Here is a 16,528-nt window from a genome sequence, read left to right as displayed (position 1 = left end):
TCGCCAGAGGAGTTCGAAGCCAAGCACACAAACTTATCCACACTATCCACAGCCCGCCGCCCGCGCGGAGCGCGGGCGGCTGCTACAACAACCACTGTGGCAATTTAATCTGTCTCACCAGAGGGGGGGCACTCCACCTGCCCGGCGCCAGCCAAAACCTGCCAAAACCTGCCAGCGGAATCCAGAACAGGCCGCCGCGTCCGCAGGTCGCCCACCACCGTATCTACGGTCGTTAACGGTGGCGAGCGCCACGGCGTTTCGGTCGGCGCGCGCAGTGGGCGTGCGGGGGTGACGCGGTCTCCCGCTCGGTCCGGATGATCCAGGTGGGTTCCGACTCCACGGCGCGCCTTGCTGCCGCGGACCCCTCGATCGGATCGCGGTCGGCGGCTACGCTTGAGGTTCGCCGGGATCGTCTATCGCGCCCACAATCCCCGCTGGGCCTTCGCCCCTGACGATCCGCGCCTATGAGGTCGACTGCGCCGACGTGATCGACCTCGCCGACGTGGACACGCGAAGCGGGCATGGCGTCACCCACGCCGACCTCGCCTGCCCCTGGGAAGATCTGGCGTCGCGCGGAATCGAGCCTCCGTCTTGGCGGGTCGCCGGAGCACTGATCGCGTCCGGCGCCGCCGCGCTGGTGGCGCCCAGCTTCGCGCCGGGAACCGGTCCGGCCGACCGTAATCTGGTGTTCTGGAAATGGTCGGACGCCCCGCCGTACAAGGTGACGGTGATCGATGACGAGGCGCGGCTCTCTCGCGAAGGCCGTTCGTGGGAGACAGGGTGAAATGTCCGAACCCGACGACGCGGCGCAGTCCTTGAGGGCGCGTGTGGCCGGCGACCTTCAGCTCGCGCTGAAGGCTCGCGACGCCCATGAGATCTCTGCCCTCAGGTCCCTCTTTTCCGCGCTCGACAATGCTGGAGCCGTCGCCACAACCGGGCGCAACACGCCCGTCTACGGCCGTTCGGGCGACGTGCCTCGGCGGGCGTTGTCGGCCGGCGAGGTCGAGGGGCTCGTCGCGGCGGAGGTCGCCGAACGCGAGGCCTCGATCGCCGATTATGAGCGGGGCGGCCACCACGAGGCCGCCGATCGCCTGCGGGCGGAGGCGAGGGTGCTGGCGCGCTACGGTCCGGACAATTCCTGACGGACCGCCTTCAGGCGACCCGGGGGGCGGGAAAGTCCTGCGAGATCATAGGGTCGCCGCAGCCGAGGTCGCGGGTCGCGTCGACGCGGATGCGGATTGGCGGCCCGCTTGAGGTGGGGAATGCAGGCCTTGCAAATCAGGAAGGTCCGCCGAGTTGGGACTTGCCGGCCGCACGGTTCGCGCGGCCGGCCCCATATCGTCAGCGACAGACCTGGACCTGCCGGTAGGCGACGCCGCCGTAGTAGGTCCGGTAGGGCTGGTTCTGCCAGAAGCAGCGCGGCGCGTAGGCGTAGCCGTAGTCATAGGCCGGAGCGTAGCCGTAACTAGGCGCGTAGCCGTAGTCGCCACGATCCGAGAGCGCCGCGCCGAGCGCGAGGCCGGCGATGCCCGCGACTATCGCGCCACCATTGCCCTCGTCCCGCTCATAGCCGCCGCGCCCATAATCGCCGCGCCCATAATCGCCACGTCCGTAACCGCCGTGGTCACCGCCGCGGCCCCAGCCGCCGCCATCGCGGCCGTGGCCGTAGGATTGTGCGGAAGCCGCCAGCGGCGCGGCCAGCATCGCCAGGCCCGCAATCCCCATCACCAGCTTCTTCATGGTTCATACTCCTTCAGTCGGACAAGCCCGACAATGAGGGGCGGCGGGAGGCCTGCCTCTCATCAGGCCCGCACCCTGCGCCCACCGCCATGAACCGATGCTGAGGCAATCTGTTATCAACCGTTCATGTATTAATTCCGTGCCGGAAGAATATAAGGTACGCTTCGCGGAAAACCGAGCGACTTATAGCTCAATATGAAACCAACCGAGGCTCCGGGAGTTTCGTTCACGTCGCGCTCATGTTCGATAATGTTCTAGGAGCGCGGGCGCAATTTCGCGTCCATACGGAGAGATACCATGAGACATCTGTTCGCCGGCGCCTTGGCGCTGTCGCTCCTGGTCGCGGGCGCGGCCTCGGCCCAGACCGACCAGCCCCGCCCCGATCAGCCGGGCGGCTACCAGCAGAACCAAGGCTACCACCAGGATCAGCGCCCGGGATATAGCGGCGGACAGCAATACCAGGACAACCGCGATCACCGGGGTGGGGATCAGATGGGCGATCGCGGCGGCCGCATGGACAGCGGCTACCGTGATCACCGAAATGGTCGCCGCTCGTGCTCCTGGCGCCACCATCACCGTGTCTGCCGCTGGTATCACTAGCGGAAGCTGAGGGCCGCTCCGCGGGAGCGGCCCTCAGGCTGTCTACATCCCTCCGGCCACGATGAAAGTCTGGCCGGTGATGAAGCCGCCGGCCTTCGAGGCCAGGAGCAGCGCCATCGCCGCGACGTCCTCGGGCGTTCCAAGGCGCTGCACCCAGACTCCCCACTCCTTGGCGATGCGCGCGAAGTCCTCTTCGGTCTCGAGCTTCAGCGGGCCTTTAAGCGCCTCGGTGAGAATCGGGCCCGGCGCGATGCCGTTGACCCGGATCCTGGGGGCTAGTTCCTGCGCCAGCATGAGGGTCAGGTTGTTCATGGCGGCCTTGGAGGCGATGTAACCGGCGCTGCCTCCCGCCGGCTTGTAGGCCATGATCGACGACATGTTGATGATCGCGCCACCGTCGGTCATCAGTGGGGCCGCCGCCTGGCTCATCAGCAGGACGCTGGTCAGATTGACATCCAGCTGCCGGCGAAAGACGTCCTCGGGCGTGTCCATGGCGCCGTGGATAACGTCGGCGCCGCCCAAGCCCCCGACATTGTTGACCAGCACGGTCAACCGGCCCAGGGCTTCGCGCGCCGCCCGGGCGATCTCCCTTGGCGCGCCGCGCTCGGTGACGTCCATGGGAATGGTCGCACACCGGCGACCCAGCGCCTCGACGTCGGCCCTGACCGCGGCAAGCGCGTCGGGCGAGCGGGCGACGACGGCGATATCGGCGCCGGCCTCGGCGAAACCGCGGGCGATTCCCGCCCCGATGCCCGCCCCGCCGCCAGTGATCAGGGCGGCCTCGCCATCGAGGCGGAAACGGTCGAGCAGGGTCATGCGAGCGAACTTACTGGCCGATCGTGCGGACGTCGACCCGCGCGGAACCGTCCTCCGTCCTGGGGCCTTTCCTGTGAGCGCCAGAGCAGGAGCCTCACCCTTGCCAAACGCCCTCCGCCAGCAGGGCCCGAGCCGCCGGGCCGTCTTCGCCATCGCCGCCGCTGCGGCAACGCCGTCCATGGCCGAGACCATCGCCGGTCAACGGCCCGCACCCTCCGCCGCCCCGCCCGTGTACGAGCGGGTCGATGTCAGCCTCAACGTCAACGGCCGCGACCATCGCCTGAACCTCGACCCACGCACCGCACTGCTCGACGCCCTTCGCGAGCATCTCCATCTCACCGGATCGAAGAAGGGCTGCGACCAGGGCCAGTGCGGCGCCTGTACGGTCCATATCGACGGCCAGCGCGTGCTGTCGTGCCTCACGCTGGCCGTGGCGGCGGCGGGCCGGCGGATCACCACCATCGAGGGGCTCGCCCCGGCGGATGGCGCCCTGCATCCCATGCAGCAGGCCTTCATCGACCACGACGCGTTCCAGTGCGGCTATTGCACGCCGGGGCAGATCCTGTCGGCGGTCGCCTGCGTCCACGAAGGACACGCCCGCACCGACGCCGAGATCCGGGAGTATATGAGCGGCAATCTCTGCCGGTGCGCCGCCTATCCGAACATCGTCGCCGCCATCAGGCAGGCCCGCACCCGGATGGAGCGCGCCTGATGCGCCCCTTCGCCTATCAGCGCGCCTCCAGCCTGGCGGAGGCGTCGCGCCTGGGGGCGGAGACCGGGCGCGGCCAGTGTGATGCGCCCGCGCAGTTCCTCGCCGGTGGCACGACCCTGGTCGACCTGATGAAGCTCGATGTCCTGCGTCCGGCCCGGCTCGTGGACATCAATCGCCTGCGCGAGCGGCACGGCGGGATCGAAGTCGCGCCCCAGGGCCTTCGGCTCGGCGCGCTGGCGTCGATGTCCGATGTGGCCGGCGACCGCGCGGTCCAGGCTTCCTACCCCGTCATCGCCCAGTCGCTGCAGCTGGCCGCCAGCGCCCAGCTGCGCAACATGGCCACCCTCGGCGGCAACGTCCTGCAGAAGACCCGCTGCCCGTATTACCGCGATCCCAGCTGGACGGAGTGCAACAAGCGTAATCCCGGCTCCGGCTGCGCGGCCCTCGAAGGCTTCAATCGCAACCACGCGGTGCTCGGTGTCGACCGAAGCTGTATCGCCCAGTATCCCGGCGACCTGGGCGTCGCCCTCGTGGCGCTCGATTCGCAGGTGATCGTCAATGAGGGCCAGAGTCAGCGACCTATCGCCTTCGCCGACCTCCACCGGCCCGTGGACGGCCGCCCCGACCTGGAGACCATGCTCAACCCAGGCGATGTGATCACCGCCTTCATCGTGCCGGCCGGCCCCTGGACGCGCCGTTCGCTCTACCTGAAGGTGCGCGACCGGGAGTCCTATGAGTTCGCCATCGCCTCCGCCGCGGTGGCGCTGGACCTTGACGGGGACGTCGTTCGCGGCGCGCGCATCGGCCTTGGCGGCTTGGCCTACCGACCCTGGCGGGCGCGGGAAGCCGAGGACGCGCTGGTCGGCAAGCCGCTGACGGAGGAGACCGCGCGTGACGCCGCTCACGCCGCCCTGGCAGGGGCGGTGACCCACGGGGACAACGACTACAAGCCCGAGCTCGGCCGGCGCACCCTCGTCCGCGCCCTGCTGCAGGCCAAGGCGATGGAGGTCTGAGATGGCGGACGACGCCTCAGGCTTGTTCGGAACGCCCACGCCCCGCGTCGACGGCGTGGCCAAGGTCACCGGCGCCGCGCGCTACGCCTCCGATGAGCCGGTCTCCAACCCGGCCTTCGCCTATCTGGTCACCAGTTCCGTGGCGCGAGGCCGCATCCGGTCGTTCGACCTGGAGGCGGCCCGCTCCGTGCCGGGGGTCCTGGAGATCCTCACTCACGAGAACGTCGGCGGCCACGCGGGCACGCCACCTCAGATGGGGGGCGACCAGACCACGACTACAATGGAAAGCGACAAGGTCTGGCACGACGGACAGATCGTCGCGGTCGTCATCGCCGAGACCTACGAGGCGGCGCGCGAAGCCGCCCACCGCGTCGAGGTGAGCTATGCCGGCGAGAAGCCCAGCGCCAGCTTCGACAGTCCGGGCGTCACCGAGGAGCCACACAAGACGAGCGCCGAAAAGACCGACCCGAAGGTCGGCGACGCGTCCGCCGCGTTCGCCGCCGCCGAGGTCAGGATCGACGCCCGCTACTCCACGCCCACCCAGCACCACAATCCCATCGAGCTCTTCACCACCACCTGCGTATGGGAGGGGCCACACCTGACGATCTATGAGCCGACGCAGTCGATGTATGGGCTCAAGGCGACCGTGGCGAAGCAGCTGGGCATCGACCCCGCGCAGGTCCGCACGGTCTCGCGCTTCGTCGGCGGCGCGTTCGGGTCCAAGGGCACGGTTAGCTCGCGAACCGCCTGGATCGCCATCGCGGCGCGCCGGCTGGGCCGCCCGGTGAAGCTGGTGGCGACGCGGGACCAGGGCTTCACCATCGCCACCTACCGGGCCGAGACCCGCCAGCGGGTGCGGTTGGGCGCTTCGCGCGACGGCCGGCTCACGGCCCTCACCCACGACGGCTGGGAGATCACTTCCCGGCCCTCCGGCTACAACGTGGCGGGCACCGAAACCACGGCCCGTATGTACGCCTGTCCCAATGTCTCGACGAACGTGCATGTGGTCCACGCCGACCGCAACACGCCCGGCTTCATGCGGGCGCCGCCCGACACGCCCTACATGTTCGCCCTGGAAAGCGCGATGGACGAACTGGCCCACGAACTCGGCATGGATCCGGTGGAACTGCGCCGGGTCAACGACACGCGGGTGGACCCGATCGACGGCCGGCCGTTCTCCAGCCGATCGCTGATGGCATGCTTCGACCAGGCCGCCGAGCGCTTCGGCTGGCGTCGGCGCGACCGCCGCCCGGGCTCCATGCGGGACGGTGACTGGCTGGTGGGCTGGGGCTGCGCCACCGCAACCTATCCCTCCAACATCGGTCCGGCGGCCGCGCGCCTCACGCTGACGCCGCACGGCGCCACCGTCGGCCTCGCGGGGCATGAAATCGGCACCGGCGCCTATACGGTCGTGGCGATCACGGCCGCGCACTCGCTCGGGCTCCGGATAGAGGACGTCAGGGTGCTGATGGGCGATAGCGAACTTCCGCCGGTGACCATCGCCGGCGGCTCCAACAACGCCGCCTCCACAGCGAACGCCGTGGTCAAGGTCTGCGAGGAGGCGCGCCGGCGCATCGCCCAGGCGGCCGCGAACGATCCGGCGGGCGCGTTCCACGGCGTCGAGCCAGCGGCGCTTCGCCTGGCTGGCGGATCGCTCACCGGACCCGACGGCCGCTCGGAACCTCTGGCCAAGGCCCTGGGGCGGGTCACGGCCGGCGCTCTGGAGATCCACGCCGAGAACCTCCCCGAGGGTCTGCCACCTTCCGCCCTCGAGGGTCTCTATAAGGGCCAGGCCCAGATGCTGCGCGGCACGGGCCGGAGGGACGTCGCGGCCTTCGCGTTCGGCGCCCACTTCGTCGAAGTCCGTGTACATCGCCTCACCCGGGAAATCCGTACGCCCAGGGTGGTGAGCGCCTTTTCCGCCGGCACGATCGTCAATCCCCTGACCGCTCGCAGCCAGTTCATGGGCGGGACGATCTGGGGTCTGTCGGCGGCCCTGATGGAGTCAACCGAGATCGATCGCCGCGTCGCGCGCTACGTGAATGACAACCTGGCCGACTATCTCATCCCGGTGAACGCAGACATACCCGACATCGAGGTGATCATCGTTCCGGAGACGGACGATCGGGTGAATCCGCTGGGGATCAAGGGCATCGGCGAGATCGGCATCGTCGGCATGAACGCCGCGGTCGCCAACGCCGTCTTCCACGCCACCGGCAAGCGCATCCGCGACCTGCCGATCCGGATCGAAAAACTGCTCTGATCAGAGCCGCAGGTCGGCAGCCGCCTTCGGCAGGATGCTCTTCACGTCGAACAGTCGCGCCCGACCTGACGCCCTAACGGAACTCCGGCCTAGGTTCCTGGATTGTCCCGCCAAGCGAGCGACGGGAGACGGCGCCATGGCGGACGAGCAGATTTCGCGGTCTGGCCCAAGCCGGCGTGGCCTCCTGGCCGGCGTGACAGGCGCCGCCGCCCTGCCCCTCGCTGCGTCCGCCGCGCCAGTCGCCCGCAAGGCCGGAAGCTCCTCGAAAATGGACATGACCCTGACGATCAACGGGCGGGACCACCGCCTCTCGCTCGACCCGCGCACCACCCTGCTGGACGCGCTACGCGAACATGTCGGCCTGACCGGCTCCAAGAAAGGCTGCGACCAGGGCCAGTGCGGGGCCTGCACGGTTCACGTCGACGGCCGGCGGGTGCTGGGCTGCCTGACGCTGGCGGCGGCCGTCCAGGGGCGGCCTGTCACCACCATCGAGGGTCTGGCCAATGGCGAGGCGCTGCACCCAATGCAGGCCGCCTTCGTCAAGCACGACGCCTTCCAGTGCGGCTACTGCACGCCGGGCCAGATCATGTCGGCCGTGGCCTGCGTCCGGGAGGGTCACGCCACCAGTGACGACCAGATTCGCGAATACATGAGCGGCAACCTCTGCCGTTGCGCGGCCTATCCGAACATCGTGGCGGCCGTCCGCGAGGCCGCGCCAATGATGAGCCACGCCTGATGCGCCCGTTCCACTACGAACACGCCGCCGACCGTGCCGGAGCCCTGCGGGCCGGCGGGGCCGAGGGCGTCCACTACCTCGCCGGAGGCACGACCCTCGTTGACCTGATGAAGCTCGACGTCATGCGCCCAACGACGCTCGTCGACATAAATGCGTTGGCCCGCGAGCACGGCGAGATCCTCGCGGAACCCCAGCGCCTGCGGTTGGGCGCCCTCGCCCGCATGTCCGACGTCGCCGATAACCCCTCCGTCCGCCGCGACTACCCGGTGATCGCCGAGTCCCTTTATCTCGCCGCCAGCCAGCAACTCCGCAACATGGCCAGCCTGGGCGGCAACGTCCTGCAGCGCACCCGCTGCAACTACTTCCGCGACGTGAGCTGGAGCGCCTGCAACAAGCGCAACCCCGGCTCCGGTTGCCAGGCGCTGGAAAGCCCGAACCGCAAGCTGGCCGTGCTCGGCGTCAGCGGCCAATGCATCGCAAACTACCCCGGCGACTTCGCCGTCGCCTTGGCGGCGCTCAGCGCGACGGTGGACATCGAGGGTCCCGGCGGCCGCCGGGTGATCCCCTTCGAGGACCTGCACCGCCTGCCCGGCGATACGCCGCACATCGAGACCAACCTGAAGCCCGGCGAGCTGATCACCGGCTTCAGCGTGCCGGCCGGCCCCTGGACCCGCCGCTCGCTCTACCTGAAGATCCGTGATCGTCAGTCCTACGAGTTCGCGATCGCCTCCGCCGCCGTCGCTCTGGACCTGGACGGCGGCGTGGTCCGCGAGGCGCGGATCGGCCTGGGCGGCGTCGCCGCCAAGCCCTGGCGCTCGCCGGAGGCTGAGGCGCAGCTGCGCGGCAAGCCCCTCACCGAGGACACGGCGCGCGCCGCGGCGGATGCGGCCTTTGCGAACGCCGTCACCCGCGGGGAGCTCAAGTTCAAGCCGGAGCTGGGCCGCCGCACCCTGGTGCGCGCCTTGCTGCAAGCCCGGACGATGGAGGTCTGAGATGGCCGACGACGCAGGACGCCTGATCGGCAAGCCCGCCGTCCGCGTCGACGGGAAGATCAAGGTCACAGGCGTGGCGCGCTATCCCTCGGACGAGCCCGTCCTCCACCCCGCCTACGCCTACCTGGTGACCAGCGCGATCGCCAAAGGGCGCGTCCGCGGCATGAATCTCGATGCGGCCCGCGCAACCCCGGGCGTGCTCGACATCCTCAACCATCAGAACGTCAACGGTCAGGTGCAGCCGCTGCTCGGTCCGGACGGGAAGGCAACCACCACCTCGATGGATGGCGACCGGGTCTGGAGCGACGGCCAGATCGTCGCGGTGGTGCTCGCGGAGACCTACGAGGCCGCGCGCGAAGCCGCCTACAAGGTCGTCGTCGACTACGACGTCGAGAAGCCCAGCGCGACCTTCGATAGCCCGGGCGCTGACGCCCAGCGCAAGGTGGAAAACGACCCAAAGGTCGGCGACGCCGCCGCCGCCTTCGCCTCGGCTCCGGTCAAGATCGACGAGCGCTATTCGACGCCCACGCAGCATCACAATCCGATGGAGCTCTTCGCCACGACCTGCGTCTGGGACGGCGCCAAGCTGACCGTCTACGAAGCCACCCAGAACATATATGGCCTGCGGGGCAGCGTGGCCCGGCAACTGAGCATCGATCCGTCCACGGTCTTGACGGTGTCGCACTACTGCGGCGGGGGCTTCGGCTCAAAAGGCCCAGCCAACCCGCGCACGGCCTGGATCGCGCTCGCCGCCAAGCGACTGCGCCGGCCGGTCAAGCTGGTCGCCACCCGACCCCAGGGCTTCACCACCACGACCTATCGCGCGGAGACCCGGCACCATGTCCAGCTCGGCGCGACCCGCGACGGCAAGCTCACGGCCCTCGTACACGAGGGTTGGGAGGTCGCCTCCCGGCCGTCCAGCTACACCGTGTCCGGCACGCAGTGTACGGCGCTGGTGTACGCTTGTCCGAACGTGACGACGGCGATCAACGTCGTGCATGTCGACCGCAGCACGGCTGGCTACATGCGGGGGCCGCCCACCACGCCCTACATGTTCGCCCTCGAGAGTGCGATAGACGAGCTCGCCTACGCGCTGAACATGGACCCTATCGAGCTTCGGCGGATCAACGACACCCAGGTCGACCCCATCCTGGGCATGGCGTTTTCCAGCCGCTCGCTGATGAAGTGCCTCGACGCCGCCGCGGCCAGGTTCGGCTGGAGCAGGCGCACGCCGGCGCCCGGCTCGATGCGTGAAGGCGACTGGCTGATCGGCTGGGGCTGCGCCGCCTCGACATACCCCTCCAACATCGGCTCGGCCACGGTGCGCATCTCGCTCACGCCGACGGGCAAGGCGACGGTCCAGATGGCGGCCCACGAGATCGGCACCGGCGCCTACACGACGGTCGCGGTCGTCGCCGCCGACCGCTTGGGCCTGCAGGTCGATGACATCACCGTCCAGCCCGGCGAGAGCGACCTGCCGCCGGTGCCCAGGGCCGGCGGCTCGAACAATGCGGCCTCGACCTGCAATGTCGTGGCCAAGGCCTGCGAAGAGGTCCGCAGCCGATTGGCCATGGCGGCTGCGCAGGCCAATGACAGCGCGTTCTCCGGCGCAGATCCGGCGACCTTGAGGCTGGCCGGGCGCGCCCTCGTCGGCCCTGGCGGGCGCAGGGAGCCGCTGGCCAAGGCGCTCGCCCGCGTCACCGGCGGCACGCTGGAGGTTCACGGCGAGAGTTTGCCCGAGGGCCTGCCGCCAACCGCCCTGGCTGACCTCTACAAGGGAACCGACGCCATTCTGCGCGGCGAGCAACGCAAGGACGTCAGGGCCTTCGCCTTCGGCGCCCATTTCGTCGAGGTTCGAATCCATAGGCAAACGCGGGAAATCCGGACCCCTCGGGCAGTCAGCGCCTTCGCGGCCGGAACGATCATCAATCCCTTCACCGCCCGCAGCCAGCTCATGGGCGGGGCGATCTGGGGCCTGGGCTCGGCCCTGCACGAGGCGACCGAGATCGACCTGCCTACGGCCCGCTTGGTCAACACCAACTTCGCCGACTACATGGTGCCGGTGAACGCCGACGTGGGCCAAGTGGACGTGATCCTGGTCCCGGAGGTGGACACGCGGGTCAATCCGCTGGGGATCAAGGGCATCGGCGAGATCGGCATCGTCGGCATGAACGCCGCCCTGGCCAACGCCGTCTTCCACGCCACCGGCAAGCGCATCCGCGACCTGCCGATCCGGATCGAAAAACTGCTCTGATCAGAGCCGCAGGTCGGCGGCCGCCTTCGGCAGGACGCTCTTCACGTCGAACAACACCGACTTCGCAGCGCCGAAGCCGCGGATCGCCTCTGGTCCCAGTTCGGTGAACTGGTCATGCGCGACGGCGAGCACGATGGCGTCATATGCGCCCGGTTCCGGCTGGCCAATCAGGTGGAGGCCGTATTCGTCGCGCGCCTCGGCCGCGTCGATCCACGGGTCCCAGACGTCGACACTGGCCTCGTAGCCAATCAACTCCCGGACGATGTCGATCACCCGGGTGTTGCGCAGGTCCGGACAGTTCTCCTTGAACGCCAGGCCCATCACCAGCACGCGGGCGCCCTTCACAGAGGTCCCGCGCCGGATCATCTCCTTGACCAGCTCGCGGGCGACATGGCCGCCCATGCCGTCGTTGATCCGCCGCCCGGCCAGGATCACCTCGGGGTGGTAGCCCAGCGCCTCGGCCTTGTGCGTCAGGTAGTAGGGATCGACCCCGATGCAGTGGCCGCCGACCAGGCCAGGCCGGAAGTCGAGGAAGTTCCACTTGGTGCTAGCCGCGGCCAAGACCTCTGAGGTATCTACGCCAAGCCGCTGGAAGATAAGCGAAAATTCGTTGATCAGGGCGATGTTCAGGTCCCGCTGGGTGTTCTCGATCACCTTCGCCGCCTCGGCCACGCGGATGGAGCTCGCCCGGTGGGTGCCGGCAGTGACCACCGAGGCATAGAGCGCATCGACGAACGCCGCGGCCTCCGGCGTCGACCCGGCCGTCACCTTGACGATGTTGGCGAGGCGGTGGGTCGGGTCACCCGGATTGGCCCGCTCGGGGCTGTAACCGGCGAAGAAGTCGCGGTTGAAGGTCAGGCCCGAAACCTCGGCCACCACCGGCACGCAGTCCTCTTCCGTCGCGCCCGGATAGACGGTCGACTCGTAGATCACCACCCCGCCCTTGCCGATCGCCGCGCCCACCGTCTTGCTCGCCGCCATCAGCGCCGAGAGGTCCGGCCGCTTGTGGGCGTCGATGGGCGTCGGCACGGTGACGATGAAGACGTTGCAGGCCTTCAGGTCTTTGGGATCGGAGCTGAGCTTCAGGCCCGCCGCCGCCGCCAGCTCGTCGGGGGAGACCTCCAGCGTGCGGTCCTCGCCGGCGCGCAGCTCGGCGATCCGCCCGGCCTTGATGTCGAACCCCACCACCTCGTGCTCGGCGGCGAAGGCCACGGCCAGCGGCAGCCCCACATAGCCCAGGCCGATCACCGCGATCTTCGCCGGCGTCTGGGTGAACGGGTTGGCCGGCATCGGGATCTCGCGCGGGTGGACGTCGCGCGGTCACTAGCACGGTTTGGGGCCGGTCCGGGAAGCCCGGGCGGCGGCTCAGGGGATCGGGCGCGCGACCGGCCGCCAGGACGGCGCATCGACGGTCGCCTCGACCGGACCGTACCGCGCCACGATGTCTTTCTGCAGGGCGTTGGCCGCCATCAGGTGGGCGCGGAACAGGGTATCCATCGCCCAGCCGACGATCGGGACCTCGGTCATCGCGCTGTTGGCGATCAGGTAGGCGGCCATCCGCGTCAGGGTCCAGGGGGCGGCCCCCGCCTTGACGCCCTCGTAGAGCAGCAAGGCCCCTGCCCCGACGCTATAGATCGTGTTGGCCGCGGGAACCCAGGCCAGCACCCCGTCCAGGCCAATGCCCCACGGCCCGAGCTTGATCAGGTTGTCGGAGAGCCGCTTGATGCGGTCGGCGTTGCGCCAGGCGCGGCGGGCGCGTTCGCGGGGGGTCTCGTCCATGGATGCCTCAACGCTTCTCGCGTCCCACCGGCTCCACCGAGGCCTCTAGCCCCACAGGTCAGGTGAAGGCGGCTCGATGACCGAGCCGGTGATGGTGAGCCCGGGCTCGCGGTCGCGCGTCAGCAGCAGCGGTCCGTCCAGGTCCACGAAGGCGGCGCCCTGGGCAAGGATCAGCGCCGGCGCCATGGCCAGCGAGGTCGCCACCATGCAGCCGACCATCAGCCCCAGGCCCATGGCCCGCGCCTCGGCGGCCAGCGCCAGGGCCTCGGTGAGGCCGCCCGTCTTGTCGAGCTTGATGTTGACCAGGCCATAGCGCCGCGCGCAGGCGGCGAGTTCCGCGCGAGTGTGCAGGCTCTCGTCGGCGCACAGCGGGACCGCGCTCTCATAGCCCTCAAGCGCGGCGTCCTCGGCGGCTGCAAGCGGCTGCTCCAGCAGCTTCACCTCGAGCCGGGCGAGCTCGGGCGCGAGGCGGCGCAGCTCGTCGAAGCTCAGCGCCTCGTTGGCGTCGACGATCAGCCGTGCGCGGGGCGCAGCGGCGTGGACGGCGGCCACGGCGCCGAGGTCGTCCGCCCCGCCGATCTTCAGCTTCAGCATCGGGCGGCGCGCGTTGGCCCGCGCCGCCTCGGCCATCTCGCCGGGCGGGCCGAGGCTGATCGTGAAGCAGGTCTTCACCGGATCGAGCCGCGCGCGGCCGGCGAGCGTCCAAGCGCGTACGCCGGCGCGCTTGGCCTCCAAGTCCCAGAGCGCGCAGTCGAGCGCATTGCGCGCCGCCCCGGGCGGCAGCAGGGCCTGCAGTTCCCCCCTGCCCGCGCCGGCTTCCACGATCCGCCGCACGCCCTCGATCTGGTCGAGCACCCCTTCGACCGTCTCGCCATAGCGCGCGTAGGGCACGGCCTCGCCGCGGCCGCGGTGCGGCCCGTCGGCGATCTCGGCGACGACCACTTCGGCCTCGGTCTTGGAGCCCCGGGCGATGACGAAGGCCGCCGCCAGCGGCCAGCGTTCGGCCCGGGCGGCGAGCGCCGCCACGCCTAGACCAGGTCTCCCGCCGCGGCGTCCAGGAGCAGATAGAGCCGCCCGGCGTCATCGCCGAGCAGGTTGGCCATCAGGAAGCCCTCGGGATCGCGCACCATCGCGTCGTCCACCAGGGTCTGGTAGCGGCGGATGTAGACCTCGGCGCGGCGCCTGGAGTCCTCGTCGGTGAACAGGCGCCGCTCGATGCGACGGGACGCGGCAGGCGCCAGCCGTTTGACCACCGTGCGCGCGCCCTCGGTGTCGCCGGTCTGCACGGCGGCGGCGATCTCGTCGATGCGCGCCTTGGGCAGGAGCTTGGCAGGCTCGATGCCCATCGTCGTGAGTTCCGCCCCCAGGATGTCCTGCAGCCGCTCGCCCTCGGGTTCGGCGCCGTCGATGGATGCCAGCAGGTCCTTCCAGGTCCAGGATTCGCCCTCGTGGGGCGCCGCCTCGCCCTGATCCGCCGCCAGGCCGCCGGCGGCTTCGAAGACCGCGGAGAACTCCTCGTCGGTGGCGGTGGGCGTGAGTCTGAGGCGCGGGCGAAGGCCGGGATCCGACACCGGCTCGCGAGCCGGCGCCGGCTCCATCAGCTCTTCCAGCGCCAGGTCGGTCTCGTCCTCGGCGGCTTCGACGGGCGCAGGCGCCGGCGATTCCAGCGCAGGGGGGTCGGGGCGAAGTTGCGCGACGGGCGGCGGCGCGGCGTGCAGCGGCGCCAGCGGGGCCGCGGGCATGGCCGCGGTGACTCCCATCAACCGCACCGCCTCGCTCAGCATCTCGAAGTTGCGGCGCGCCCGCTCCTGGAAGGCCGCATCGATGGCCTGGGCCTCCTCGGCGGTGCGGCGCGCCTGGACGGTCAGTTCTTCCAGCCCATCGGTCACCGCGGCCCGCACCAGGTCGATCTGGTTCTGCGCCGTGGCGGGCAGCCGCGCGGCGCGCTGGTCGATCTCGGTCATCATCTCCTGCAGCGCGCTCAGCGAGGCCCGCGCCGCCGCCGCGCCGTCCTCCAGACGCTTGGCCGTAGCCGCGCCGGCCTGGTCCACCATCTCCGACGACTGCTCGACGAGCGCGCGGGCTTCGGACAGCCTGACCTCGAACACCTGGTTGGCCTTCTGCCCGGCGGAGACGGCGGCTTCGGAGAGCTGGTCCGCCTGATCGCGGGCGGTGGCTGCATGGCCGGCCGCCGCGGCGCGGGTCTCCTCGGCGGCCGCGGCGAGCGCTTCGATGGCGGCCTGCGCTTGCGCCTCCAGCTTGGTGCGCTGCTCGGCCGCGGCTTCGGAGATGGTTTCCAGGGACCGCAGGGTCGACTGGCCGAACAGCGTGCGCTCGGCTTCGGCGGCCTCGGTCAGCTCCCGGAACTGCTCCGCGGCGCCGGTCATCATGGCGCGGAGGCTCTCGCCGCCCTTGACCGCCCGGTCGCTGAGTTCGGTCGAGGAGATGCGGGCCTGGTCGATGAACTCCGAAAGCTTGGCGGCGTGGACCTCCGCGTGGTCGGCGAAGCCTTCGTGATCGGCCTTCAGCGCCTGGGCCAGCGTGATCAGCGCCGTGCGCTGTTCGGTGAGGCCGCCTTCCACCGCGCGCACCTGCTCGGCGACACCGGCGCCGGCGGTCTCCAAGCGGGCGATGTGGCGGGTGAGGTCTTCGCCGGCGGTGCGGGCCGCGTCGCTGGCTTCCCCGGCCGCGGCGGCGATGTCGGCGGCGCGGGCCGCGAGCGCAGCCTCCGCCTCGCGAAGCTGGGTTTCGGCGACCTCGGAGGCCTCGGCCACCATCCGCGCCTGCTGGGTGATGCTGTCGGCGACGCGGGAGGCCTGGGCGTCGAGGCTGTGGGCCAGCGCGCCCATCTCCGAGCGTTCGCGCCCCAGCGTGGTGGTGAGCTCCTGCGTCGTGCGGACCGAGGCGTCGGCGCCTTCAAGCAGCTTCTGGCTCTCGACGGCCAGGGCTTCGCGCAGCGCCAGCAGCGTCTCGCGCGCCTCGTCGGCCGCCACGCCGGCGCGGACGATCTCGTCGCGGACGCCCTGGGTGACCTGGCCGGCGCGCGCGGCGGCGAAGATCGCCGGGGCCAGCATCTCCTCGGCCATGGCCTTGGTCCGCCGGGATTCCGCCCCGAGCTTCTGGCCCTGGCGCACCATGTAGGCGGAGAAGAACACAAACACCCCGGGTCCGATCGCCAGCAGGCCGAACACCAGCATGGCGAAGCTGTCGTCGCGCAGCGGGGCGATGGCATGGCGATAGCCGAACGCAAACGCGATCGGGCCCAGCGCCCAGAGCGCGGACACGGCCAGCGCTATGAGATAGAGCGGCCAGGCCGGCGGCGGGCGAAAGGGATCGGGAGCCACGTCCTCGTAATCCTCTTCCGCCGCCTCCTGCGGCGCCGGCGTGCGGGACGAGGTGGCGGTCATCGAGTGGAAGCGCGGCGCCTCTGCCGGGCTCCAGGCTTGCGGATCCGCGGACGAGCGTTCCTCTGGCAGGGCCTCGGCCACGGGCGTGGGTTCGGCAAAGGCCGCGCGTGGCGCGGCGCCGAAATCCGCCGGCCGGGTCCGCTTTTTGATCCTCATGCGCCTCTTCCGTCGATGCCGCCCGGCTGCGACCCCCGCCATCGCCCCACTGCCTACGAA

The 16,528-nt window shown here is 70.2% G+C and carries 15 protein-coding genes; 9 read left to right on the top strand and 6 right to left on the bottom strand.

Annotation, left to right across the window (positions count from 1 at the left end; genetic code table 11):
- Positions 1-415: 415 nt before the first annotated feature.
- Complete coding sequence (locus JWP28_RS14200) at positions 416-784, top strand: RES domain-containing protein (RefSeq protein ID WP_366143818.1); 369 nt, start codon at positions 416-418, stop codon at positions 782-784.
- A gap of 1 nt (position 785) precedes the next feature.
- The gene (locus JWP28_RS14195) at positions 786-1,142 is read left to right on the top strand and encodes a GatB/YqeY domain-containing protein (RefSeq protein ID WP_299543860.1); all 357 of its coding nucleotides are present in this window, start codon (positions 786-788) and stop codon (positions 1,140-1,142) included.
- 199 nt (positions 1,143-1,341) lie between these two features.
- On the opposite strand, the gene JWP28_RS14190 is transcribed toward JWP28_RS14195, so the two are convergent.
- Positions 1,342-1,740, bottom strand: coding sequence for a hypothetical protein (locus JWP28_RS14190; RefSeq protein ID WP_299543858.1), 399 nt, complete (start codon positions 1,738-1,740; stop codon positions 1,342-1,344).
- Between the two features lie 297 nt (positions 1,741-2,037).
- Between JWP28_RS14190 and JWP28_RS14185 the strand changes: the two genes are divergently transcribed.
- Positions 2,038-2,340 carry a hypothetical protein gene (locus JWP28_RS14185; RefSeq protein WP_299543857.1) on the top strand — a complete coding sequence of 101 codons (303 nt, stop codon included), beginning with the start codon at positions 2,038-2,040 and terminating at the stop codon, positions 2,338-2,340.
- Positions 2,341-2,382: 42 nt separating this feature from the next.
- On the opposite strand, the gene JWP28_RS14180 is transcribed toward JWP28_RS14185, so the two are convergent.
- Complete coding sequence (locus JWP28_RS14180; protein ID WP_299543855.1) at positions 2,383-3,156, bottom strand: SDR family oxidoreductase; 774 nt, start codon at positions 3,154-3,156, stop codon at positions 2,383-2,385.
- 100 nt (positions 3,157-3,256) lie between these two features.
- Here JWP28_RS14180 and JWP28_RS14175 point away from each other — a divergent pair, with 100 nt between their 5' ends.
- The 6 genes from JWP28_RS14175 to JWP28_RS14150 all read left to right on the top strand — a co-directional run bounded on the left by JWP28_RS14175 (position 3,257) and on the right by JWP28_RS14150 (position 11,126).
- Entirely contained in the window at positions 3,257-3,868 is a 612-nt protein-coding gene (locus JWP28_RS14175; protein ID WP_299543854.1) for a (2Fe-2S)-binding protein, read from the top strand.
- Positions 3,868-4,881, top strand: a complete 1,014-nt coding sequence (locus JWP28_RS14170; protein ID WP_299543853.1) for a xanthine dehydrogenase family protein subunit M — start codon at positions 3,868-3,870, stop codon at positions 4,879-4,881. Before JWP28_RS14175 ends, JWP28_RS14170 begins: the two co-directional genes overlap by 1 nt.
- Before the next feature lies 1 nt (position 4,882).
- Complete coding sequence (locus JWP28_RS14165; protein ID WP_299543852.1) at positions 4,883-7,144, top strand: xanthine dehydrogenase family protein molybdopterin-binding subunit; 2,262 nt, start codon at positions 4,883-4,885, stop codon at positions 7,142-7,144.
- Positions 7,145-7,418: 274 nt separating this feature from the next.
- Positions 7,419-7,880: a (2Fe-2S)-binding protein gene (locus JWP28_RS14160; RefSeq protein WP_299543851.1), complete on the top strand. Its 462-nt coding sequence runs from the start codon at positions 7,419-7,421 to the stop codon at positions 7,878-7,880.
- Positions 7,880-8,872: a xanthine dehydrogenase family protein subunit M gene (locus JWP28_RS14155; protein WP_299543850.1), complete on the top strand. Its 993-nt coding sequence runs from the start codon at positions 7,880-7,882 to the stop codon at positions 8,870-8,872. The genes JWP28_RS14160 and JWP28_RS14155 overlap by 1 nt, the downstream gene beginning before the upstream one ends.
- A 1-nt stretch (position 8,873) precedes the next feature.
- Positions 8,874-11,126 (top strand): xanthine dehydrogenase family protein molybdopterin-binding subunit, encoded by a 2,253-nt coding sequence (locus tag JWP28_RS14150; protein ID WP_299543849.1) that lies wholly within the window; start codon positions 8,874-8,876, stop codon positions 11,124-11,126.
- Here the strand turns inward: JWP28_RS14150 and JWP28_RS14145 are convergent, their stop codons facing one another.
- From JWP28_RS14145 to JWP28_RS14130, 4 genes are all read right to left on the bottom strand, one after another.
- Positions 11,127-12,416 (bottom strand): nucleotide sugar dehydrogenase, encoded by a 1,290-nt coding sequence (locus JWP28_RS14145; RefSeq protein ID WP_299543848.1) that lies wholly within the window; start codon positions 12,414-12,416, stop codon positions 11,127-11,129.
- A 75-nt stretch (positions 12,417-12,491) separates the two neighbouring features.
- On the bottom strand, positions 12,492-12,905 hold the full coding sequence (locus JWP28_RS14140; protein WP_299543847.1) for a DUF4112 domain-containing protein: 414 nt from the start codon (positions 12,903-12,905) through the stop codon (positions 12,492-12,494).
- A 45-nt stretch (positions 12,906-12,950) separates the two neighbouring features.
- Positions 12,951-13,931: an N-acetyl-D-Glu racemase DgcA gene (gene dgcA, locus JWP28_RS14135; protein WP_299543846.1), complete on the bottom strand. Its 981-nt coding sequence runs from the start codon at positions 13,929-13,931 to the stop codon at positions 12,951-12,953.
- Positions 13,932-13,933: 2 nt separating this feature from the next.
- Entirely contained in the window at positions 13,934-16,468 is a 2,535-nt protein-coding gene (locus tag JWP28_RS14130) for a polar localization protein TipN (RefSeq protein ID WP_299543844.1), read from the bottom strand.
- Between the last annotated feature and the right edge of the window lie 60 nt (positions 16,469-16,528).

This window comes from Phenylobacterium sp. (assembly GCF_028290885.1).
GTDB lineage: Bacteria > Pseudomonadota > Alphaproteobacteria > Caulobacterales > Caulobacteraceae > Phenylobacterium.
Note: the sequence above shows the minus strand (reverse complement) of the source record. Positions and strands in the feature narration are given on the sequence as shown.